The sequence below is a fragment of the Vibrio sp. KUL70 genome (genome assembly GCF_059725515.1).
This window is the reverse complement of the sequence record NZ_AP045834.1, coordinates 854044-876609: the sequence shown is the minus strand read 5'-3', so window position 1 is coordinate 876609 and position 22566 is coordinate 854044. Positions and strand designations below refer to the sequence as shown.

The following is a 22566-nucleotide window of genomic DNA, read 5'->3' as shown; positions in this document are numbered from 1 at the left end:
TCTTGCCGCCGTTACCGGCTCACTATTATTAATCTAATGCTTTTACATCTAACCCTGCATTTAGCATGGCGATCAATGCTTCAACATGAATCAAAGCACACATTTTTTCTTTAACCATACCCGCGAGCCACGGACGTTTACCCGCCATTTCTCGCCAGCGTACTTTATCTGTATTTAAGAGCTCGGTACCTTTGAGCTCTGTGCTCGCCAGCCCCCACATGCTCTCACCAAGCATCACTATATATTGATAGTTTTCTTTGTATTCGTCACTGGTTAACTTCTCAGACATCACCCATTTTGCGGTATCCACCACATCTAATTGGCTATCTCTATTAGATTGAAGGCCTAAATACCAAGCTGGGCGACCAATTAGGTGACTCAACTCTTCTAGACGGTGTATGCCGCCAAGTTCATCCAGTGGGACAGCGAAAGTCACACCATTCACATCAAAGTAGAGAACTTGGAAATCTTCACTACGAACTGTGCTCTCCCACGAAGTGAAGTGATTAGCCCCACCCGCTTGAGTTTCAAGCTCAACTTCTTGTTCTGTCGTTTCTAAATCTTCCTCTACGGCAACCGTCTCTTCAACAGCTTCAACACTCGGCTGATAGACAGGCTCTGTGAAGGCTTGAGGCTCTTCGATGTCCCAGCTTTGAATCTCTTCTTCAGCTTGTTGCTCTACCACTGGTGGTTCTGGCGTTTCCAATTCTAGAGTTGGCGAAGCCACTTCCATCTTAGGTGCCAAATCCGTTTCCACAGGCATATCAACCGTGGTCGTTGAATGGAGCGCAATTTGCTGCGTGTTCTGATCCATTAAGTCGTCGAGATTTAACTCTTCAACAAGATTGGTTGATTCCAGCTGGCTGAGTAGCTTTTGAACGTCCTCAAGATTTGGGACTTCAAACTCCGCCGAGCGAATCTCAGAATAACTCGAATATTCCGCCAATTTTGGCTCTGGCTCTGGCTCTGGCTCTGGCTCTGGCTCTGGCTCTGGCTCTGGCTCTGGCTCTGGCTCTGGCTCTGGCTCTTTAGGTTGTTGTTCTACGACCTCGTCGTCAACCCAAATCTCTTCGGTTTCAAAGCTTTCATCAAGCAAAGCTGTGAAATAATCATCCAGGGCTTGTTCGCTTGATAAGCTACCTTGCTCGATAGTTGATTCTTTACTGGAGCTCATTAATACCCAGCCTCTCGAGATAAATAAGCAGCTGCTTATACGCAAATACGCCACGACTGCCAGATGCAAAATGAGACGCTGGTAAACGCTTCAAACTTGCATCTCTAAACTTGGTGTCGATCGGTACTGCTGATGTCCACACCTGATTCGGATAGTCATCTTTTAACTGAGTTAATGTTTGCAGCGACGCCTTGGTGCGTTTGTCGTACATAGTAGGAACAATCGTAACTTTAAATGGCGCTTTACGAGACTTCTGCATGATGGTCAGTGTTCGGATCATTCGTTCAAGACCTTTCATAGCCAAGAACTCTGTCTGCACTGGGATCAAAATGCGATCGCTGGCTGCTAACGCGTTCACCATCATCACACCAAGAATAGGTGGGCAGTCAATCAACACGTAATCATAGTCATCTTTCACCGCTGCTAGTGCGCGCTTTAAAATCAAGCCCATACCGCTACGGTTTCCCATCACTCTGTCTAAGGTGGCCAAAGACATGTGCGCGGGAATGATGTCGATACCCTCAACCTCTGTTTGCAGAGTCAAAGGTGCGACTGTTTCAGGCGTAAATTCACGCAACTGAAACAGGTCAAATAAACTGGATTCAACGGTATCTGAGTCGTAACCCAGATACGTTGTCAGTGATGCATGTGGATCGGTATCGACCAACAAAACGCGGTGACCTTTTTGGCTCAAAAGCCCAGCTAAAGTCACCGTTGTTGTAGTTTTACCTACACCACCTTTCTGGTTTGCAACACTCCAAACAATCATGATGCGCTACCTAAGCTAAGCCAACTTCAACCAACATTCTCTCGGCGATTCGCTCAAGAGGAAGGTCTTCAGTTGAAATGCCCGCTTTAGCAACGGCTTGAGGCATACCATACACCACACAGCTCTCTTCATCTTGTGCCCAGATAGTTGAACCTGCAGATTTAAGCATGCGTGCACCCTCACGACCGTCTGCACCCATCCCGGTAAGCACCATAGACAGCACTTTATCGTGATAGATCTTTGCAGCAGAACCGAAAGTTACGTCCACACATGGTTTGTAGTTCATACGATCGCCACCATCGATGATACGCAGTCGAGCAGAACCCGGACGACCATCTATCATCATCTGTTTACCGCCTGGTGCCAAATACGCAACGCCTGGTTTTAAGATGTCGCCATCTTGAGCTTCACGCACTTCAATCTTACACAAGGTGTTCAAGCGACTCGCAAATGCCGCGGTAAAGGTTGCCGGCATATGTTGAATCAACACAATTGGATGTGGGTAATTGGCAGGTATGCGCGTCAGAATCTTCTGAAGTGCCACTGGACCGCCAGTCGACGTACCAATAGCCGTCAATTGATATTTCTTGCCCGATGCACGGAACTTAGCTGCTACAGGCTTAACTAACGCAGCAGGTTGGCGCAATGAAGAGACTGTAGATGCTGTCGTTGAAGCAACTGGCGTCACGGGGCGAGTAATCGAAGCGGTGCGTCTTAGTAATGCACGCTTCGATGCAATCTCAATCACACGCTGCTGTAGCAGTGATACGGCTTCATCACGATTTCGAGCAATGTCTTCGAACTTTTTCGGCAAAAAGTCTAGGGCGCCTGCATCCAATGCATCCAGCGTCGCCTTCGCACCATCGTGTGTCAGTGAAGAGAACATCAGAATTGGCGTTGGTGTTGCTGCCATGATTTCACGGACGGCAGTAATGCCATCCATAACGGGCATTTCAATGTCCATTGTGATGACATCAGGTCTTAGCCTTTTGGCTTTTTCGACCGCTTCTTTGCCGTTTACAGCAACATCAATGACCTCTAGGCGCGCCTCTGAATTAATGATCTCGCTTACTCGACGACGGAAAAAGCTCGAATCATCAACGACTAATACTTTAATCGCCATATTTATCCTTAAATTAAATTCTAGACGCTGCTGCGTACTGCTTCAGTAGATCGGGTACATCTAAGATAAGAGCGATATGACCATCACTGGTGATCGTCGCCCCTGCCATACCTGGTGTGCCTTGCAGCAAGTTATCTAGAGGTTTAATTACCACTTCTTCTTGGCCAATCAAAGTATCAACCACAAAGCCAACACGTTGACTTCCTAGCTGTACAATAACCACGTGACCATGACCTTTACGTAGCTCAACGATGCCTGATTTCGGTGCCAACCAGTTCTGTAAGTAGAACAGCGGAATCGATTTATCACGAACAATGATCGTCAACTGACCATCAACGACATTGGTACGACTTAGATCTAAGTGGAAGATTTCATTCACGGATGCTAATGGCAATGCGAATGGGTGACCGGCTACACCTACCATCAATGTTGGTAGAATTGCTAGCGTCAGTGGAACTTTGATAGTGATCTTAGTTCCTTTACCCATTTCAGAGTCGATATCGATAGAGCCATTCAGCGTGTTAATCGCCGTTTTTACGACATCCATACCAACGCCACGGCCAGAGATATCTGAAATTTGCTCTTTACTTGAGAAGCCCGGAGCGAAAATCAGGTTGAAACACTCTTTGTCTGATAGACGAGAGGCTGCATCTTCATCCATCAATCCACGTTTCACCGCAATTGCACGAAGCTTGTCAGGGTCCATACCACCGCCATCATCAACGATAGCTAGCTCAATATGATCGCCCTCTTGTGAAGCCGATAGAATCACTTTACCAGTGCGAGGCTTACCCGCAGCTACACGAGCTTCAGGCATTTCAATGCCGTGGTCAACCGAGTTACGAACCAAGTGAATTAATGGATCCGCAAGAGCCTCAACTAGGTTTTTATCAAGGTCGGTCTCTTCACCGCGCATCTCAAGCACAATGTCTTTCTTCAAGCTACGAGCCAAGTCACGGACAACGCGCGGGAAACGGCCAAATACTTTCTTAATTGGCTGCATACGCGTTTTCATTACCGCGCCTTGTAGGTCTGCAGTAACAACATCTAGGTTAGAGACCGCTTTCGACATTTCTTCGTCGTTGCTGTTCAAACCTAAGCTCACAAGACGGTTACGTACCAATACTAGCTCACCAACCATGTTCATGATGGTATCCAGTGTTGATGTATCTACACGTACGGTCGCTTCTGCTTGTTGCTTCTTAGCCGCTGGTGCTTTCGCTTCAGATTTAACAGGCGCTTTCACTGGCTCTGGTGTCTGTACCGCTGTAGGTGCTGAAACAGGCTGCGCTGCAGCAGCAGCTGCTGGTGCCGGAGCTGGTTTCACTTCAGCAGGCTTGGTCGCGACATCTAACTCTTCTGCTGATGGGCCATTACCTGAACCATGCAGTTGGTCTAGCAGCTTTTCAAACTCTTCATCCGTCATTAAGTCGTCGCCATCTGCACTTGCAGAAACAGAGGTAACGGGTGCTACTGGCGGTGGAGGTGGTGGCGCTGAGGTCGCGTTAGATGGACTATTGCCTGCACCGTGCAACTCATCAAGCAGTTTTTCAAACTCATCGTCAGTGATGTCACCGCTATCTGCCGTTCGCGCTGGCGCTGCTGGAGGCGGTGTCGGTTCTACTGTTGCGGCTGTCGGTGACCCACCTTTACCGTGCAGTTCATCTAGCAGTCTTTCGAATTCATCTTGAGAAATCTCATCGACAGATGCTGCATTAATATTCGTATCCGCTGGTGCTACAGGTTCAGGTGTAACAACAGGTTCGACTACAGGTGCAGGAGCTTCAGCTGCAGGAGCAACAATCTCATCCTCTGATTCTGGTTTACATAGACGATGCAACTCATCAAGTAGAGATTGTTCAGCAGGCTCCAGAGGCTCTCTATTTTGAACAGCTTGGAACTGCACGTTAACGGTGTCCAGTGCTTGAAGCATGGTATCCATCAAGCCTGATGTTACGCTACGTTGGCCATTTCTTAGAATGTCGAACACATTCTCGGCGCCATGACAGGTATCAACCAGTTCAGTCAGTGCAAGGAAACCTGCACCACCCTTAACGGTATGGAAACCTCGGAAAATAGCATTTAGTAGATCTTTATCATCAGGGTTGTTCTCAAGCTCTACTAACTGTTCTGAAAGTAGTTCGAGAATCTCACCCGCTTCGACTAAAAAGTCCTGAAGAATGTCTTCGTCTAATTCGTAGCTCATACGTTACCTTTAAAATCCAAGACTGGATAACAAGTCATCGACTTCATCTTGAGATGCCACTGCATCTTCTCGCTCTTCAGGGTTCATGATTGGCCCTTCAGGTGCGGTTGACGCTTTTTTATCGGTCTCATTATTCTGGCTAGCTTGATCCGCACCAAACACGGTCAGGATCTCAACTAAGCGACCCTCGACTTCATTGACAAGAGTGATAACCTTACCAATGATCTGGCCGGTTAAGTCTTGGAAGTCTTGAGCCATCAAGATTTCTGTCAGTTGTCCACGCAGTTCGGTACTATCACCCTCTACCTGAACAAGTAGTCCATCAATGCGGTGACATAAAGCTTTAAATTGTGCCAGCTCAATGCGGCCATGCATCAGTTCATTCCATTGAGGCCTTACTTGAAGTAAACACTCGTGTAGGTTGTCTGCAATTGGCATACAACGATCGACCGCGTCCATCGTTTTATTTGCAGCGACTTCCGTTTTATCAATGACATATTGAAGGCGATCCCGAGCGTCTGGGATTTCATCATTTGCGATAACGCTAATGCGTTCATCCAAATTGAATTGTGTCAAAGAGTCATGGAGATCGCGGGTCAGAGAACCTATTTCTTGAAGCATTGGGTTGTCTTGAAGACCAACATTCTCTTCATACATGCTTCTAACAAGAGAATCAGCTTGTTGCTGCTCATCGTTTTCAAGCAGCTCTACTAATTTTTTTGCTTGTTCTAATGAAATCATCCTGAATTCGGCCTTACTCCGCATATACTGCGACGCTTCAATTTTTGGGATAACGGGGAAACTAAACAGTTCTTCCTCCCCTAGAAGCGCCTAAATCTTTTGCTCCGAGGCTTATAAGCGCTCAAAAATCTTGTCTAGTTTTTCTTTTAGCGTTGCAGCAGTGAAAGGCTTAACAATGTAACCATTCACGCCTGCTTGCGCCGCCTCAATGATCTGCTCACGTTTCGCTTCTGCAGTGATCATAAGTACAGGCAAATGCTTGAGTTCAGCATCAGCACGAATGTGTTTAAGCAAGTCGATACCTTGCATTCCAGGCATGTTCCAGTCAGTTACCACGAAATCAAATTCGCCTTTTTTCAGCATAGGAAGTGCGGTTAGACCGTCATCTGCTTCTTGAGTGTTATTGAAACCTAAGTCACGAAGTAGGTTTTTAACAATACGGCGCATCGTTGAAAAATCATCAACAATGAGAATTTTCATGTTTTTGTTCAAATTAGCCTCCACTGAATAAAAATCAGTGTTGTTAGTCGTTCTGTGTCCAAGCACTTAATTTAGTGCGCAGACGCTGCATAGATTGGCTCAATATCTGGCTGACACGAGATTCGCTGACACCTAATACTTCCCCAATCTCTTTTAAATTGAGTTCTTCGTCATAGTAAAGAGATAGGACTAAGCCCTCTCTTTCTGGAAGTTGTTTTATTGAATCGATCAAAGCTTGTCGAAACGACTCATCAGCAACTCCTTGAAAAGGTAAGTTATCTTGAGAGTCTTCATTCGGAGATATTACATCATCTGAGACGCCTAAATCTTCGATTCCAACCAACTTTGAGCAATTTATATCCGTTAAAGCGCTGTGATACTGCTCTAAAGTCAGTCCCATGTGCTTCGCGACTTCAGAATCGCTAGGGTCTCGGTTTAAACTCGCTTCCAGTTCAGCAATGGCATTGCTAATTTCGCGGTTGTTTTTATGAACCGACCTCGGCACCCAGTCGCCTCGTCGGATATCATCCAGCATTGCACCACGGATTCGAATACCAGCGTAAGTTTCAAAGCTTGCGCCTTTTGAACCATCGTAGTTCTGCTGTGCTTCAATCAAGCCGATCATACCAGCTTGAATCAAGTCATCCACCAATACATTAGGCGGCAATCGCCCCAACAAGTGATGAGCGATACGTTTAACCAACACAGAATACTTCTCGAAGAAGGCTTGCTGCCCGTCGAGGTTGCCGCGTTGATTGTAGGTAAGCGCTTTATTCACCAAATGGTTCCTCTGCATATGTACTGCGATTTAACAGACGTTCCACAAAAAATTCCAAGTGACCACTTGGGGTTTTCGGAATTGGCCAAGTTAACGCTTTATTCGCCAATGAGCTAATTGCTAACGCGGCTGGAGAGCGTGGGAACGCATCCACTACGATTTTCTGTCTCTTAACTGATTGACGTACTTTATCATCTAGCGGTATACATGCCACAAGCTCAAGGCTCACATTCAAGAAACGCTCTGTGACAAGCGTCAATTTTGCAAATAATTCTCGCCCTTCACGGTAACTTCTGACCATATTTGCAACAACCTTGAAGCGCTGAACCTGATGTTCACGGCTCAAAAGCTTAATCAAGGCGTAGGCGTCAGTGATTGATGTTGGTTCATCGCAAACCACCACTACCACATCTTGTGCCGCTCTTGAGAAACTCACAACCATGTCAGATATACCAGCTGCCGTATCGATTAGCAAGACATCCATTTCATCTTCTAACGTACCAAACGCTCGAATCAGACCGGCATGTTGCGCATGCGATAACTCGGTCATGCTTTGTGTGCCCGACGTCGCTGGGATAATCTTAATTCCGTGTGGGCCTTCCACTATCGCGTCTTTTAGCTCACATTCACCCGCCAACACGTGGCCTAGGTTTCGTTTTGAACGAATACCCAACATGATGTCTACGTTAGCCAGACCTAAATCGGCATCCAGCACCATTACCTTCTTGCCCTGACGTGCCATACAGATTGCCAGTCCAAGAGTGACGTTAGATTTACCCACACCACCTTTACCACCAGTTACTGCAATAACTTTAGTTAAAGAAGGCTTTGTTAAGCGACGGAGGCCGCTAGCTTGGTCATGTATCATATTTTCAGTCATATTTATCCGCCGCCTAGAGTCCTTCAGAATCGCTATTCCAGTAGTGAGGTTCATTCTCTGTTGATTTTTCGAGTAGCTCATTCGCCTTAGCAATCATGTACTTAGGTTGAGCAATAACGATATCTTCAGGAACTCGTTGACCATTTGCGATATACGCAACTGGTAGTGCATTTTGTATTACTACACTGATGAATTCACCCAAACTTAGTGATTCATCAAGTTTAGTTAGGATGCATCCCGACAGCGGGATTCTTCTAAAGTGTTCTATCGTCTCTTGCAGAACTTTACGCTGCGCTGTCGCGGGCAGCACCAAGTAGCTGTGAATGACGGAACCACTCTCTTGCATCAATGTGTCTAACTGCTCAGACAGACGCACGTCGCGCTGTCCCATACCTGCAGTATCCACCAGAATCAGGCGACGGTTACGCAGTTGATATATAACATCGGCCAATTCTTTAGAATCTTTAGCAACTCTTACGGGACAACCCATAATTCTGCCGTATATTGAAAGTTGCTCATGTGCACCAATTCGATAGGTATCGGTTGTAACGAGTGCGACATTGTCGGCACCGTACTCCATTGCAGCTCGAGCTGCGAGCTTAGCAACGGTTGTGGTTTTACCAACGCCCGTTGGCCCTAACAGAGCCACAACGCCACCACGTTTAAGAATATCTTTCTGGGTAACTGAGATTTGATCTGCCACCAGCGCCAACAATGCTTTCCACGCTCGGGCTGGTTTGGTGTCTTCAGGGATATAGCAAGCCATTTGGTCAGCAAGCTCTGGAGAGATGCCCATACGTTCAAGACGCTTGATCAACATTGCACGTAGTGGTTCACGACGCTCTACTTCTTGCCACATCAACCCTGACACTTGATGTTCAAGTAGTCGGCGAATCGATGTCATCTCCTCACGCATCGTTTCCATTTCAGAATCAGAGCGATGTGAAGACTCAGGCTCACGCCCACGATCGTAACGCGTCGGGTCTAAACGATGTTGTGGGCGCTCAACTCGGCGATCTTCTGCTATTAATTTAGCAAGGCCAGACTCATGAGAAGAGAATGCGGTGTCAACATTATGTTTACTGCCCGATTGTCGATTTAACAAAGCCGATAGTGAATCTTCGTTTTCAGCTCGGTGTTGCGACTCTTCCTCTGCACCATGACTATACTGCTTAAGCATGTTCGCAAAGCGCTTCGTCATTGAGCGACCACTTTCTGCTCCCGAACCGCCAATACTCACTCTGTCATCATCCAACTGACGTTGGCCCGATTTCGATGCAGCCATTTGTGTATACTGGCTCTGCATAGGCTGAGGCTTGTTGACTCGTGGCGCTGCTGGTTGATTGGACTCACCATCTATAGCTGCAACGATTTCAACGCCACCTGCGACCTTTTTGTTAGACATGATCACAGCATCAGAGCCAAGTTCTTCTTTCACTTGGAGCAACGCTGTTCGCATATCTTTCGCAAAAAATCGTTTAATTTTCAATTCAATAGTCCGTTCTAATTACGCGGATTAGTTTCCAACAGCTTGTACGATTCGGATCTGCTTTTCGTCTGGAATCTCTTGATAAGAGAGGACTCGTAAGCTCGGGATCGTGTTCTTAACAAACTTGGCTAATGTTGATCGCAATACACCAGAGGTAAGCAGTACCGCTGGTTCTCCTTTAAGCTCTTGCTCTTGTGTTGCCTGACTCAGTGATGTCTGTAGACGCTCGGCCAAACCAGGTTCAATCCCTGCAGATTCACCGCCGGAGGCTTGCATGGTCTGATGCAAGATTTGTTCCAACTCAGGGATTAACGTTATTACCGGCAGTTCGGGCTCTATGCCATTGATTTCTTGAACAATTAAGCGTTTCAAAGAGATACGAACAGCGGCGGTGAGAATGTCAGGTTCTTGACTCTTGCCTGAATACTCCGCCAAAGTTTGTACGATGGTACGAACATCTCGAATCGGTATCGCTTCATTGAGCAGGTTCTGAAGCACTTTAACCACCACACCCAGTTGCAGTTGGTCTGGTACAAAGCCTTCCACCAACTTAGGTGCAGAGCGACTGAGCATCTCCAGTAGATTTTGAACTTCTTCATGACCAAGTAGCTGTGACGCGTTGTTCGTCAGCAATTGACTCAAGTGAGTTGCTAATACTGTGGATGAATCGACTACGGTATAGCCCAGTGCTTGCGCATGTTCACGTTGCTCTTCACGGATCCAAACCGCTTCTAGGCCAAACGCAGGGTCAATGGTTGGCTCACCATCGATCATGCCGTAGACCTGACCAGGGTTAATCGCCAGTTCCATATCTGGCTTGATTTCCGCTTCACCTACCGCCACACCCATTAGGGTAATCCGGTAGCTGTTAGGGGTAAGTTCGAGGTTGTCACGAATATGAACCGCTGGAATCAGGAAGCCAAAGTCTTGAGACAGCTTTTTACGTACACCTTTCACGCGTTCAAGCAGCTCACCGCCTTGGTCTTTATCAACCAGTGGAATTAGACGATAGCCCACTTCCAGGCCGATAGTATCGACAGGTTGAACATCATCCCATGACAACTCTTTCTGTGCTGGCGCTTCGCCTCCTGGCTCCATCGCAGCAGGAAGTTTTGGTTCCTTAGCTTTTTGTTTCTGCTTTTTATCAATGAAATAAGCGCCTGCCCCTGCAGCTATTGCTAGAGTTAAGAACGCAAAATGAGGCATCCCCGGAACAATACCCATTACACCAAGGATCGCCGCAGTGATCATCAAAGCTTTTGGGTTGTCGAACATCTGGAAGACCAGTTGTTGCCCCATATCTTCATCAGTGTTCTGACGAGTTACCATCATTGCCGCGGCAATCGAAAGCAATAGCGATGGAATTTGCGCAACCAAGCCATCACCAATGGTTAATAGAGTGTAGATCTCAATCGCTTCACCAAAGCCCAGACCGAACTGCGCCATACCGATGCTCAAACCACCGATAATATTGATAAAGAGAATCAAGATGCCGGCAATGGCATCACCTTTAACGAATTTTGACGCACCATCCATTGAGCCGTAGAAGTCTGCCTCTTTGGTCACTTCAAAACGACGAGTGCGCGCTTGCTCTTGGTCAATCAATCCGGCATTCAAGTCGGCATCAATCGCCATCTGCTTACCCGGTAACGCATCCAAGGTAAAACGTGCACTTACTTCTGAAATACGCCCTGCACCTTTGGTTACAACCATGAAGTTAATGATCATCAAGATCAGGAAGACCACAAGACCGACGGCATAGTTACCGCCAATTACCACGTTACCAAACGCTTCAATCACATTACCGGCTGCATCTCCCCCTTCATGACCATAGAGAAGAACCACACGTGTTGATGCCACGTTCAGGGCAAGTCTTAATAGCGTGGCGATAAGCAGCACGGTAGGGAAAGCGGCAAAGTCGAGAGGGCGACGGGTATAAACCGTTACCAGTAACACCACCATTGCCAATGCGATGTTAAAGGTGAAAAACATATCCAATAGGAAAGCTGGGATCGGTAAGATCACCATAGCGAGCGTCGCCAAGACCATAACTGGCGCACCTATAGCGGGCATCGCGCGGTTTGGTAGTTTGGGTAGCTTATCCGAGAAAGGTAAGGAGAATTTCATAAATCAGGGCTGCATCGCTATATTTGATGCTGCTTATTCCAGCCACATCAGGGTTATCAAATCAGCATTGGTATAGCAAACACTATACCAGTGTCGAGTCGTCAATTTATCGACACTGGATAATGACGATATTGATTTTGGTAAACCGTCATTATCCGCATTCACTCGACTCATCTCAAGTATTTGATCTAATGACGTAACTCAGGTGGGATCGGCATATTAGATTGTTGTAATTTCGGGCGTTCACCGCCACGTTTACGATACTGCTTGAGCTGGAAAACATACGCAAGAACTTGCGCCACTGCCGTAAACAAGCCGTCAGGAATCTGTTGTTCAAGCTCTGTTGTATGATAGAGAGCTCGTGCGAGCGGTGGCGCTGGTACAATGTAGATGTCGTGTTCGCGTGCAACTTCACGTATCTTCATTGCCATATGGTCGACGCCCTTAGCGACCACAACAGGTGCCTTATCTTGGTCTTGTTTATAACGCAGCGCAACAGAGAAATGCTCAGGGTTGGTGACGATAACATCGGCCTGTGGAACGTCCGCCATCATACGACGCTGAGCCGCTTCGCGTTGAAGCATACGAATGCGCCCTTTCACCTCTGGCTTACCTTCCGTATCTTTGTATTCGTCTTTCACTTCTTGCTTGGTCATTTTCAATTGGTCAGCATGTTGCCAGATTTGAAATGGAATATCGATAGCCACCACGATGAGCAGAGAGCAACTGATCAGTAGGATGAAATTCAGCAAAATATCGAGCGCGTGGAAGATGTTTTGTGGATAAACATCCATACTCAGCTGCATGAGATCGCCTTGCGAGGCTTGAATCAGATAGATGGCCATCCCCGACACCAGAGTCACTTTGAGGATCGACTTAATCAACTCTACCCAGCTCTGCATACCAAACATTCGCTTGATACCACTGAGTGGATTTAACTTAGAGGCTTTGGGCATGGCCGCTTGCATCGAGAAGCTGATCCCGCCCACACCCGCAGCACCAATAACGGCAGCAACAAACAGCGTAACCAGAATGAGCAGCAGCGGAAATAGCAAGTTCACCAACGCACCACCCGCTATCTCTAGCAATTTAGTGGTGTCAAAGATCTCTTCACGACTGAGAGAAAACAGACGCTGCATCGCTTCAAACAGTGCTTTGGCCATAGACTCACCAAACCACATTAAAGCGACGGCTCCAATAATTAGTACTGACGCTGACGCGAGCTCTTTTGACCTTGCAACCTGCCCTTTCTCTTTGGCCTGTTGCAAGCGTCTGGGCGTGGCCTCTTCTGTGCGTTCTTGACCGTCTGACTCTGCCAATTCAGCCTCCTGCTATTTAGGGTCTATTGACCTAACAATCCAACCGGATCAAGCGACAAATTTGTTGTTCGCCTTGCATCCAGAAGAGTTCATAATGACCGTATAGGCCGCCCAAGATGTACCAACATAATAGTAAACCAACCAATAACGCAAACGCGAAACCGAGCGAGAAGATATTCAGTTGTGGCGCGGCACGCGTCATCACACCAAATGACAAGTTAATCGTGAGTAGTGCAATAATACCCGACAGTGACATAGCCAACGCGGTTTTAAACATAATACCAAGCCACAGAGCCAGTTCTCTATAGTCAACAGCCGTCAGTGCCCCGCTACCAATCGGTAAGGTTTTAAAGCTAAACACCACCAGCTGAAGCATCTTCAAATGCCCGTCGGTCACCAAGAAGAACATAGTCGCGAGGAACATAAATAGCTGACCAAGAACTGGGGTGTTTTGTCCATTGGCGGGGTCGACCATTGAGGCAAAACCCAAACTCGACTGCATACCCAATATCTGACCCAGCATAACGAATGTCTGAATCATAAACTGGGTTACCATCCCCATCGCAATACCAATTAAGACCTGCTCAAACAGAGTTAAAAAGCCCTGAAAGGAGAGCAGTTCAATATCTTGAGGGACCGCAGGAATGGCTGGCATCACAGCGAATGTGATCGCAAGACCAAGATAAAGGCGAATTCGAGGTGAAACAAAGCGCGCCCCGGTTACCGTCATCACCATCAACATCGATGAGATACGCGTATAAGGCCAAAAATAGTTCGCTAACCAATCGAGAACAACGGACGCCGGGTATTCCATAGGTGTTAATACAAGACTTGCGGCAGACGCTCGATGAGTTCGAAAAAGAACTCCATCATCATCTGCGTCATCCAGTGCGCAAACAGCATCAGAGCCAAAAGCGTCACAATCAGACGGGGTAAGAAACTCAAGGTCTGTTCGTTAATCGAAGTCGCGGCTTGGAAAATCGCCACCACCAGACCGATTAACAAACTCGGGATAATGATGGCACATACCATGATGAGTACCATCCAAAGTGCATCCCTAAATAACTCGACAAATATCTCTGGATTCATGTGTCCTCCAGCTACAAGGCAAAACTGCCGGCGAGGGTGGAGAGTATCAAGTTCCAGCCATCAACCAATACAAACAACATGAGTTTGAATGGTAGCGATACAATCATTGGCGAGAGCATCATCATACCCATTGCCATCAATACCGAGGCAACCACGAGGTCGATGATCAAAAATGGTAAGAACAGCATAAAACCTATCTGGAATGCCGTCTTGAGCTCAGAGGTGATAAACGCAGGAATCAGAATCGCCATCGATACATCTTCTGGGTTTTGCACTTCAGCGCCTGAGATCTGCACGAAGGTCTCTAGATCTTTAATTCGAGTCTGCTTTAGCATAAAGGCTTTGATCGGCTCCTGAGCCACGTCAAACGCCTGTCGAGCGGAGATCTGTTCATTCAAGTATGGCTGAACGGCCTGTTCATTCACCTGATTGATCACCGGAGACATGATAAAGAAGGTCAAAAAGATAGCGATACCAATAATCACCTGGTTAGATGGCGTTTGCTGTAGACCCATCGCCTGACGCAAGATAGACATCACAACTACGATACGCGTAAACGACGTCATCAAGATAACCATAGCCGGCAAGAAGCCCAGCATGGTCATTAACGCCAGAATCTGGAGGTTAATCGAGTAGTCTTCGCCACCTTCATCATTGGTGGTCATGGTGAAGGCAGGAATACCTCCACCGCTGCCAGTGAGACTGCCTGTAGTAATGGTTTGAGCTGACGCTTGATCTTGCTGCATCGTGCTGACCGTAACGGACTCTGACCCGGCAATGTTCGCCGGGATCGGCCCATCTTCAGCTTGCGCCATCACCGATTGACTCAAAAACAACGACACCATCAGCATGAGAGTAATGCATACCGATGTCAGAGCTGAAATGAAATGTTGACTCGTTGAATGAGTAAGTCGGTTACTTGTTGGCATCTTTCTTCATTAGCTGAGAGAGTTGATTTGAAAAGGTGCTTTTTTCCAACATCTCTTTTGATAAGGGCTCTTCCAGCTTAGAGATCAGCTGAATCGATTGGCTGGTAATGCCAACCAAGAACTGCTCTTCACCCGCTTGAACAATCGCGATACGCTCTTTAGTACCTACTGGAATTTGGCGAATAATCGACAAACCTTGCTGGTTGCTCATCGCTGGCACTTGCATACGTTTGAGTAACCAAGCAAGAAATAAGATGAAGCCTATAACCAAAATTAGCGACCCAAATGTGGTCGCTAAATCGAGGTCTGGCGCGGCAGCGAATGCATAAGATGGCGCCATGATTACCCCCATCGCCACCAGCGTTTGAGTCCGTATTGCCATTAACGCAGTTTCTTAATACGTTCTGTTTGGCTGATTACGTCGGTCAAACGAATACCAAACTTGTCATTGACCACAACCACTTCGCCATGAGCAATTAAGGTGCCGTTAACCATCACATCCAAAGATTCACCCGCAATGCGATCTAACTCTACAACAGAACCTTGGTTTAATTGCAACAAGTTACGGATGCTGATTTGCGAACGCCCTACTTCCATCGAAATAGTCACCGGAATGTCCATGATGGTGTCGAGCTTACGACGCTCATCTTCAGAGATAGGCGAGGATGAATCTGTCAGCTCATCCAGTGGTGCGGCTAACACATCATCCGCATCCATCGAAGGTGCCGACGGATCTTCACCAAGCGCGGCAGCCCACTCGTCTGCCAACTTTTGATCTTCACTAGGTTCCATTACCAAATCCTATTTTCGTACTTATTATTCATTGTCTTCATCATTCTCAAGCTCAGACATCAAGTCTTTACCCAAGAACGCTAGGTCTGTTTTAACCACATGCGGTCGTTCAATCTTCTCGGATATTTGAACAGCCAGCTTCTCTCCAGAGCGCCCCATTTTCACACGATACGTAGGGAGTTCTTCAACAAACATCGTCGCGTGCTCTGGCATATCCATTGGAATCACATCTCCCGGACGCAGCTCCATTAAGTCACGTAGTGAGATATCTTGCTCAAGAAGGTTTACACGAAAGTTAACCGGAACATCCATGATCTCATCACGTAAAGCCGTGCTCCAACGCACGTCGGTTTCCATCTTATCTGACTGAACACCAGCATCGAGTAATTCACGGATTGGCTCTACCATCGAATACGGCATCACAACGTGGAAGTCGCCCCCACCGCCATCAACTTCAATATGGAACGAACTCACCACGATAACCTCAGTTGGGCTCACGATGTTTGCCATGCTTGGGTTTACTTCTGAATCTAAGTATTCAAATTCAACGCCCATCACTGGCGACCACGCTTCTTTGTAATCTTCAAACACTATTTTAAGAAGTAGCTGGATAATACGGCGTTCCGTTGGGGTAAATTCACGACCTTCAATCTTGGCGTGGAATCGACCGTCGCCACCAAAGAAGTTCTCTACCAAAATGAACACCAAGCGTGCTTCCATCGTGATCAGTGCCGTACCTTTCAGTGGTCTGAAACGCACCATGTTAAGACTGGTCGGTACGTACAATGTATTTTGGTATTCACCAAATTTCATCATTTGTACACCGTTAATCGAAACTTCCGCCGTTTTTCTCAACATATTAAACAAGCTAATGCGCATATGACGCGCAAAACGCTCGTTAATAAGCTCAAGGGTCGGCATTCGACCACGAACAATTCGATCTTGAGAAGAGAAGTCAAAGTTAACGGCATTGTCGGACTCCGTTTCTGAGACTTCTTCTACCTCTTCAACATCATCTACACCATGTAACAGCGCATCAATTTCGTCTTGGCTTAATAAATCGGTCACGGATTACCTACTGAATCACAAAGTCAGTGAATAACACTTTTTCAATAACAGGTTGCCCAACGGCCTGAGTCAAGCTCGCTTTAATATCTTCTGTCGCTTTATCTCGCAGCTCGATACGTCCTGTTGGCGATCGTAGTTGGTCTACCGTCGCGGACGCAAACGTAGCCAAAAGAGTGCTTTCAACCAATGGTGAATGGTAACGAGCAAGTTCTTGATTGTTACTGCCACGCACCATTAATTGCGCTTTAATCTGAACAAGGCGATCCTTTTTATCGCCAGAGACATTAAATAGGAACGGCTGTGGAATATTGACATAAGCGACAGGTTCGGCTGCTGTCATTGGTGTTTGCGCGTTGGTTTCTGCTTCCGCAGCATCGCTGTCAGAGCCCATTAAAAAAAATGCTGCACCACCACCGCCCAGTAGTAACACGACAACTGCAATTATAATGATCAGTAATTTATTTTTGCCTTTGGGTGCTTCTTGTTCTTCTGCCATGCTTATCTCTAATTCGTCGTTAAAACCATCTAACTGTTTGATGTGCACCTAATATTAGGCGTAATAACTAATTCCATCACGCTTTGACGCGACATTCAATTCAAGATTGCTGTTGCTATCAAGGTTTTCGTCACCTTGCCCATCATTTGCACCTCCTGAACCTGATTGTCCAACCCCGTCACCGCCATTGTAGCGCGCTTGTCCTTGCCCTGTGCTTTGTTGCTGCACGGAGGAGTCCGCAAGCTGCATACCCTGCTGTGCAAGCATCTCACGCAGTCTTGGCAATGTCTGTTCAATCACATCGCGAGCTTGCTGGTTAGTCACCGTAAAGTGCACATTCGCCACGTCATTATTCATTGTCATGCGGATCTTTAACTGCCCAAGCTCTGGCGGGTCCAGTCGGATATCCAAATTCTTTAAGTTTTTGGACATCATCATCTGCACCTTTTCAGCTACTTGCTCGTTGGCGAGCTCCTTGGTTAGCTGAAGCGGTGCTTGTTGCGCAGCTTGAATCTCAGCTCGCGTCGGTGCTGAACCTACAGGTGTCGTCCCTTGCACGCCTGCTGCTGAGGCTATTTGCTGTGCAAAACTGCTCTCTTTACTGTCTTCTTTGCCCGTTGCTCGTCCTAAACCAGCCAGCGCTGCCGTTCCTGCGCCTGCTTTAAGCATTACGTCCTTAGTTCCAGCCTTAGCAGCTAACATCTCCGTACCCATTAGATTGGTTGCGGCGCTATGTGTGGCTGCGAGGTTCAAATCTGGCGACGAGCCCTGTGCTGAAGAAGCTCCCGACGAAGCACTCGATGCTTGTTGGGCTGCCGCTTGCTGAACTTGTTGCATTTGAACAGATTGGGCGTGATTTGACTGAGCGAGTGCCGCTTGAGCTTTATCCACTGCCACATTCTGTTGCACTATCTGCTGACTTGCTCCTGCTGCTATCGTCGTTGCTGCGGCCCACTCTTCGGGATTATCCGTTGCAACGTCTGATGCTTCCAATGGTGCATCCCAATTGATCTCAGCAGGCGCTTGGCTAACCAGCTGACTCGCCTGCTCAACTAACTGCGTACGCTGCTGTTGAAGCACGACCAGTTCAGACGAAGCTTTTGCTAAAGTCGCCTTTTCAGCATCGGAAAGATCCTCGCCACTGAACTGTTTCGTCTCTAGCTCATTCACAACCATTTCGGTTGCTTCAATTTGGGTGTTCAATTGATTAATGGCTTGAGTATGCATTTCTACCTCAGCCGCCAATTCCAATTCTGCTTGCGTCAACACTTGCGACGGTTGAACTGGCTCAGAAGCAAAAGTCACTGCACTTTGCTCGACTTTGACTGATGGTTCGATCTGCTGCGGTGCCACACCCTGCTGCTTCAATTGCTGCAGTTGTGCTTGTTTAAGTTGAGGCACAGGCACATCGTCACTCATCATCGCAACTGGTGTCGAATCGACTTGAGGCAAGTCTTTGCCGTTTGCTGAAGTTTGTAAGGTTTTATTTGCCTCATCCAGTTGGCCTAGCAGCTTATTGCCTTCACTCATTGCGGCAGACGCCTTACTCGCATCCGTCGTTTGTCGGCCAACCTGTGTTAACTCTGGCCCATTCGATTGAACTGGTTGAGACCTGTTTTCAGCCATTGGCTCTGCCGCCGTATTTGGCTGTGAAATGCTTTTTTCTACTGCAGATGATGCCTCTGCAGGGGCCTGTGATTTGTCTGAAGCAATAACATCCTGTGTTGCCGGTTTTTGCACACCATTTTCAAGAGCCCCAGCTTTGTTTGCGTCTGCAGTGTTGCTCTTTTTAACCGACTTATCATCTGAGGCCGAGGTATTGTCGGCACTCTCGCTTTTTAGAAGCGCATCTTCACTCTGTGACGCCGTCTGGCCGTCTGACGCTTGTCCGTCGCTAGCCACTTTCTTAGCGGTACCGGCGACACTCTCCGACTTTTCAGTATTATCAGAGTCTGCGGTTACTTGCTCGGCATCGCCTGACTCGTTGCCTTTAGCTACCTGGGTTTTTACCTCTTCACCAAAACCCAGTGCGTCTTTCAGGGAAGCGAAGAAACCTTTACCTTCACTGCTTTCGCTTGTTTGTGCTGAAGAACCACTCGTCTCCAACAGTGAAGTGGCTTTGCTAGTGACTGAATTTGAAGAAGGACTAACATTCATATGTACAAGCTCTATCTAATCACTTTGACGCCAAGATACTTGGAGCGGCAAAAAGAAAGTGAAGCTCCGAACCCTAAAGACTCAAGAGCGTAATAACAGAGCTAATGAAGCAAAAAACATGCCTGAGATAGCAATACTGTGAGAAAGGTCAATAAAGTGTGATTTCGAGGGAAAAACTAGCGACGTTGTCGGCTGTATAACAAAGTCGAAAACTCATCCATCTGTTTCTGCTCACGTTGGTCTTGCAGCTTCGCTTTTTCTTTCTGCTTCTTTTCCATTAACCATTCGTACGACTTACGCTGTTTGCGCAGCTCCACCCAATACTCTTGGCAGTTATCAACCTGGCTCTTGAAGTGACCTTCTGCCTCTTTTTGTTTGGATAGCGTGTCATCTAATTGAGTAAGAAATCGATTCAGGTGTCCATATTGACTTGCTGTTAGCCCCGCTTTACCGCGGTCGACTAACTGCTGACAATAATCCAGACGGTATTTCTCAATCTGCGCGACTTGTTCGTAATAACCTTGCAGCTCAGCATTGGCTTTGTTGAGTGCCAACACCGCCTGATTCTCTTTCTCTTTTGCTTGCTCTAGCAGAAATTCAAGTGCGTTATCCATCAGCAAACACTCAGCTTATTAAACACTGTCATATCATTAAAGATCGTCACAGAGCTAACCTCCCAACACGTGTTTCAGCATATTGACACACATATCGTAAGGTACCGTCTCTTTCATTTTCTGCTGCAGATATTCATCAAGTTTCGGCTTAAGCGTAAAGGCACTGTCTATCGCTGGATCTGTCCCCGGCTTGTAGGCACCGATAGAGACCAAATCTTGGTTCTTACGACAAATCGACAGTACCTGTCTTACCGCTTTCGACATCAGTACATGCTCTTCGGTGGTGATTTGCGGCATAACACGACTCACCGACTTCTCTACATCAATCGCAGGATAGTGACCCGCGTCCGCCATCTCACGAGACAGCACGACGTGACCATCAAGAATCGCTCGCGACGCGTCGGCAATCGGATCTTGAAGATCATCACCTTCGGTCAAAACCGTAAAGAAAGCGGTAATTGAGCCTTGTTCATCACTGCCATTACCGGCACGCTCAACCAGTGCAGGCAATTTAGCAAACACCGACGGTGGGTAACCTTTGGTTGCCGGCGGCTCCCCTACAGACAGGGCAATCTCACGCTGAGCTTGCGCAAAACGGGTCAGTGAATCCATCAATAACAGTACATCAAGACCTTGATCACGGAAGTATTCTGCTACTGTCAGCGCCGTTTGACAGCCTTTGAGTCGCATCAAAGGTGACGCATCGGCAGGCGCGGCTACGACAACCGAACGCTTACGGCCATCCTCGCCTAGGATCTCTTCAATAAATTCTTTAACTTCTCGTCCACGCTCACCAATTAGACCTACAACCACCACTTGCGCGGTTGTACCTCGAGTCATCATGCCAAGTGTCACCGATTTACCCACACCAGAACCTGCAAACAGGCCAATACGTTGACCTTTACCTACCGTAAGTAAGCCGTTGATAGCCTTTAAACCAACATCGAGAGGTTCTGATATCGGCTTGCGTGCCAATGGGTTGATGGGTTCAGCATTAAAAGAGGCGCGATGCTCAGTATAGAGTGGTCCCAAGCCATCCAGAGGGTTACCCACACCGTCAATCACGCGACCAAGCAGTTCCATACCAACAGGAATGCCACTCTCACTTGTCATCGGGGTCACTCGCGCGCCCGGCAAGATACCGGTAATCTGCTCGCTCGGCATTAGAAATAGGTTGTCACCAGAGAAGCCGACTACCTCTGCTTCCATCTGCCCTGACATGGTTTCGACCAAACACAAGCTGCCGATCGGCGCTTTGCATCCCGTCGCTTCTAGCGTCAAACCGACCACTCGCACCAGTTTTCCCGACGCAATTGGTCGAGACTTAAGACCATCAACTTTGTATTGCCCAAGGCGGTCTGCAAGCTCAAGCACTATTCGTTACCTTGGTGACGATTCACGCCACAAAAATTTTGGATAACCTGACGAACACGATCTTCCATACGGTAGTTGACGCTCGACTCTCCCGCTTCAATCTGAACATCACCGCGATTCAATGCAGGTTCAGCAACAAGCGTCCAGTTGCGGCAATCCAGTTCTGTTTCACCATAGGATGAACGAATGATTGTGACATCTTCAGGGTGCAACTTAAGCGTGATCGCATGCCCTGAGATAGGCAGAGACTCAACCGACTCTTTCACGGTATCAAGAATAATTTGAGGGTTGGTCTGCACCTCAACATGCACCACCTCTTTAACCATGGTCAGCACCATATCGACAAGCTGTTTTTCAACCTGAGCATTCATCAGCTCTAATGGTTGAGCAAATTGATTGGCAAGCCCCATGAAAATAGCCACTTGTTGCTGAATATACTCTTGTCCAGCAGTTACGCCCTCTAGCTTGCCTGCTTCTGTGCCTTCAGCATGGCCCGCCGCGAAACCCTCTTCTTTGCCTTTCTCGTAACCTTGTTTAAAGCCCGCTTCTTGACCTTGGTGTAGACCCTCCTGATAAGCCCCTTGCTTAATCAGCTCGATCTGCTCTTCAGTCAACACTAGCTCTTCGTCTTCAATCGCTTCTTCAACGGTTGGCATCCAGCTTGGGTCGTAGTTAAAAGCGGTCTCTTTCGCCTGTTGGTGTGTCTCAGACGTGTAATCAGGCAGCCCCCACTTCTGAGGTTCCGCTACCGTGTTGTCCTCATCGGGACGGAAAAAGCCGCGCTTTCTATCACCTGACATAATAAATACCTATCAAATAGACCAAAAGTTTACATAACCTTACTTCACCCTGTAAGAGCTCAATCATCCAGTGGAAACTAGTCAGAACCAACCGTTCGAGCACACCGCTTATGCAAACCAAAAATAACAATGAAATCGATAAAGAAAAGCCCCATCAGTGT

22 protein-coding genes are annotated in these 22566 nt (G+C 47.3%); all 22 read right to left on the bottom strand.

Annotated elements, in window-relative coordinates; translation table 11 throughout:
• Window positions 1–28 precede the first annotated feature (28 nt).
• The 22 genes from AC6I7V_RS04010 to fliH all read right to left on the bottom strand — a co-directional run bounded on the left by AC6I7V_RS04010 (window position 29) and on the right by fliH (window position 22405).
• Window positions 29–1174 (bottom strand): chemotaxis protein CheW, encoded by a 1146-nt coding sequence (locus AC6I7V_RS04010; RefSeq protein WP_498011374.1) that lies wholly within the window; start codon window positions 1172–1174, stop codon window positions 29–31.
• Entirely contained in the window at window positions 1161–1943 is a 783-nt protein-coding gene (locus tag AC6I7V_RS04005; RefSeq protein WP_255231170.1) for a ParA family protein, read from the bottom strand. The genes AC6I7V_RS04010 and AC6I7V_RS04005 overlap by 14 nt, the downstream gene beginning before the upstream one ends.
• 10 nt (window positions 1944–1953) lie before the next feature.
• On the bottom strand, window positions 1954–3066 hold the full coding sequence (locus tag AC6I7V_RS04000) for a protein-glutamate methylesterase/protein-glutamine glutaminase (protein ID WP_498011373.1): 1113 nt from the start codon (window positions 3064–3066) through the stop codon (window positions 1954–1956).
• 13 nt (window positions 3067–3079) lie between these two features.
• On the bottom strand, window positions 3080–5272 hold the full coding sequence (locus AC6I7V_RS03995; RefSeq protein ID WP_498011372.1) for a chemotaxis protein CheA: 2193 nt from the start codon (window positions 5270–5272) through the stop codon (window positions 3080–3082).
• A gap of 9 nt (window positions 5273–5281) precedes the next feature.
• On the bottom strand, window positions 5282–6013 hold the full coding sequence (locus AC6I7V_RS03990) for a protein phosphatase CheZ (protein WP_255231173.1): 732 nt from the start codon (window positions 6011–6013) through the stop codon (window positions 5282–5284).
• A gap of 111 nt (window positions 6014–6124) precedes the next feature.
• A complete protein-coding gene (gene cheY / locus AC6I7V_RS03985) occupies window positions 6125–6493 on the bottom strand; it encodes a chemotaxis response regulator CheY (protein ID WP_008218307.1) in 369 nt (122 codons plus the stop codon).
• 43 nt (window positions 6494–6536) lie between these two features.
• On the bottom strand, window positions 6537–7271 hold the full coding sequence (locus tag AC6I7V_RS03980; RefSeq protein ID WP_255231174.1) for an RNA polymerase sigma factor FliA: 735 nt from the start codon (window positions 7269–7271) through the stop codon (window positions 6537–6539).
• Complete coding sequence (locus AC6I7V_RS03975) at window positions 7264–8151, bottom strand: MinD/ParA family protein (RefSeq protein ID WP_032549648.1); 888 nt, start codon at window positions 8149–8151, stop codon at window positions 7264–7266. The genes AC6I7V_RS03980 and AC6I7V_RS03975 overlap by 8 nt, the downstream gene beginning before the upstream one ends.
• A gap of 13 nt (window positions 8152–8164) precedes the next feature.
• Window positions 8165–9640, bottom strand: a complete 1476-nt coding sequence (gene flhF / locus AC6I7V_RS03970) for a flagellar biosynthesis GTPase FlhF (protein ID WP_498011371.1) — start codon at window positions 9638–9640, stop codon at window positions 8165–8167.
• 27 nt (window positions 9641–9667) lie between these two features.
• Window positions 9668–11767, bottom strand: a complete 2100-nt coding sequence (flhA, locus tag AC6I7V_RS03965; RefSeq protein ID WP_255231178.1) for a flagellar biosynthesis protein FlhA — start codon at window positions 11765–11767, stop codon at window positions 9668–9670.
• A 188-nt stretch (window positions 11768–11955) separates the two neighbouring features.
• Window positions 11956–13086, bottom strand: coding sequence for a flagellar biosynthesis protein FlhB (gene flhB / locus AC6I7V_RS03960; RefSeq protein WP_255231179.1), 1131 nt, complete (start codon window positions 13084–13086; stop codon window positions 11956–11958).
• A gap of 31 nt (window positions 13087–13117) precedes the next feature.
• Window positions 13118–13900 carry a flagellar biosynthetic protein FliR gene (gene fliR / locus AC6I7V_RS03955; protein WP_255231180.1) on the bottom strand — a complete coding sequence of 261 codons (783 nt, stop codon included), beginning with the start codon at window positions 13898–13900 and terminating at the stop codon, window positions 13118–13120.
• 5 nt (window positions 13901–13905) lie between these two features.
• Window positions 13906–14175, bottom strand: coding sequence for a flagellar biosynthesis protein FliQ (gene fliQ / locus AC6I7V_RS03950; RefSeq protein ID WP_004739854.1), 270 nt, complete (start codon window positions 14173–14175; stop codon window positions 13906–13908).
• A gap of 11 nt (window positions 14176–14186) precedes the next feature.
• Window positions 14187–15026 (bottom strand): flagellar type III secretion system pore protein FliP, encoded by an 840-nt coding sequence (gene fliP / locus AC6I7V_RS03945; RefSeq protein ID WP_420833795.1) that lies wholly within the window; start codon window positions 15024–15026, stop codon window positions 14187–14189.
• Between the two features lie 64 nt (window positions 15027–15090).
• Window positions 15091–15486, bottom strand: a complete 396-nt coding sequence (gene fliO / locus AC6I7V_RS03940; protein ID WP_498011370.1) for a flagellar biosynthetic protein FliO — start codon at window positions 15484–15486, stop codon at window positions 15091–15093.
• On the bottom strand, window positions 15486–15896 hold the full coding sequence (gene fliN / locus AC6I7V_RS03935; RefSeq protein WP_255231184.1) for a flagellar motor switch protein FliN: 411 nt from the start codon (window positions 15894–15896) through the stop codon (window positions 15486–15488). Before fliN ends, fliO begins: the two co-directional genes overlap by 1 nt.
• A gap of 24 nt (window positions 15897–15920) precedes the next feature.
• Window positions 15921–16964, bottom strand: coding sequence for a flagellar motor switch protein FliM (gene fliM, locus AC6I7V_RS03930; protein ID WP_255231186.1), 1044 nt, complete (start codon window positions 16962–16964; stop codon window positions 15921–15923).
• Window positions 16965–16971: 7 nt separating this feature from the next.
• Window positions 16972–17460 carry a flagellar basal body-associated protein FliL gene (gene fliL / locus AC6I7V_RS03925; RefSeq protein ID WP_255231187.1) on the bottom strand — a complete coding sequence of 163 codons (489 nt, stop codon included), beginning with the start codon at window positions 17458–17460 and terminating at the stop codon, window positions 16972–16974.
• Window positions 17461–17514: 54 nt separating this feature from the next.
• On the bottom strand, window positions 17515–19617 hold the full coding sequence (locus AC6I7V_RS03920; RefSeq protein ID WP_498011369.1) for a flagellar hook-length control protein FliK: 2103 nt from the start codon (window positions 19615–19617) through the stop codon (window positions 17515–17517).
• A 176-nt stretch (window positions 19618–19793) separates the two neighbouring features.
• Window positions 19794–20231 carry a flagellar export protein FliJ gene (fliJ, locus tag AC6I7V_RS03915; protein ID WP_498011368.1) on the bottom strand — a complete coding sequence of 146 codons (438 nt, stop codon included), beginning with the start codon at window positions 20229–20231 and terminating at the stop codon, window positions 19794–19796.
• Window positions 20232–20285: 54 nt separating this feature from the next.
• Window positions 20286–21605: a flagellar protein export ATPase FliI gene (gene fliI, locus AC6I7V_RS03910; RefSeq protein WP_255231189.1), complete on the bottom strand. Its 1320-nt coding sequence runs from the start codon at window positions 21603–21605 to the stop codon at window positions 20286–20288.
• Window positions 21605–22405, bottom strand: a complete 801-nt coding sequence (gene fliH / locus AC6I7V_RS03905) for a flagellar assembly protein FliH (RefSeq protein WP_255231190.1) — start codon at window positions 22403–22405, stop codon at window positions 21605–21607. Before fliH ends, fliI begins: the two co-directional genes overlap by 1 nt.
• Window positions 22406–22566: the final 161 nt, after the last annotated feature.

Coding starts and splice junctions, on each gene's coding strand:
- AC6I7V_RS04010 (WP_498011374.1), bottom strand. CDS start 1,174: ATGAGCTCCAGTAAAGAATCAACTATCGAGCAAGGTAGCTTATCAAGC.
- AC6I7V_RS04005 (WP_255231170.1), bottom strand. CDS start 1,943: ATGATTGTTTGGAGTGTTGCAAACCAGAAAGGTGGTGTAGGTAAAACT.
- AC6I7V_RS04000 (WP_498011373.1), bottom strand. CDS start 3,066: ATGGCGATTAAAGTATTAGTCGTTGATGATTCGAGCTTTTTCCGTCGT.
- AC6I7V_RS03995 (WP_498011372.1), bottom strand. CDS start 5,272: ATGAGCTACGAATTAGACGAAGACATTCTTCAGGACTTTTTAGTCGAA.
- AC6I7V_RS03990 (WP_255231173.1), bottom strand. CDS start 6,013: ATGATTTCATTAGAACAAGCAAAAAAATTAGTAGAGCTGCTTGAAAAC.
- cheY (WP_008218307.1), bottom strand. CDS start 6,493: ATGAAAATTCTCATTGTTGATGATTTTTCAACGATGCGCCGTATTGTT.
- AC6I7V_RS03975 (WP_032549648.1), bottom strand. CDS start 8,151: ATGACTGAAAATATGATACATGACCAAGCTAGCGGCCTCCGTCGCTTA.
- flhA (WP_255231178.1), bottom strand. CDS start 11,767: ATGAAATTCTCCTTACCTTTCTCGGATAAGCTACCCAAACTACCAAAC.
- fliR (WP_255231180.1), bottom strand. CDS start 13,900: ATGGAATACCCGGCGTCCGTTGTTCTCGATTGGTTAGCGAACTATTTT.
- fliQ (WP_004739854.1), bottom strand. CDS start 14,175: ATGAATCCAGAGATATTTGTCGAGTTATTTAGGGATGCACTTTGGATG.
- fliP (WP_420833795.1), bottom strand. CDS start 15,026: ATGCTGATGGTGTCGTTGTTTTTGAGTCAATCGGTGATGGCGCAAGCT.
- fliO (WP_498011370.1), bottom strand. CDS start 15,486: ATGGCAATACGGACTCAAACGCTGGTGGCGATGGGGGTAATCATGGCG.
- fliN (WP_255231184.1), bottom strand. CDS start 15,896: ATGGAACCTAGTGAAGATCAAAAGTTGGCAGACGAGTGGGCTGCCGCG.
- fliL (WP_255231187.1), bottom strand. CDS start 17,460: ATGGCAGAAGAACAAGAAGCACCCAAAGGCAAAAATAAATTACTGATC.
- AC6I7V_RS03920 (WP_498011369.1), bottom strand. CDS start 19,617: ATGAATGTTAGTCCTTCTTCAAATTCAGTCACTAGCAAAGCCACTTCA.
- fliJ (WP_498011368.1), bottom strand. CDS start 20,231: ATGGATAACGCACTTGAATTTCTGCTAGAGCAAGCAAAAGAGAAAGAG.
- fliH (WP_255231190.1), bottom strand. CDS start 22,405: ATGTCAGGTGATAGAAAGCGCGGCTTTTTCCGTCCCGATGAGGACAAC.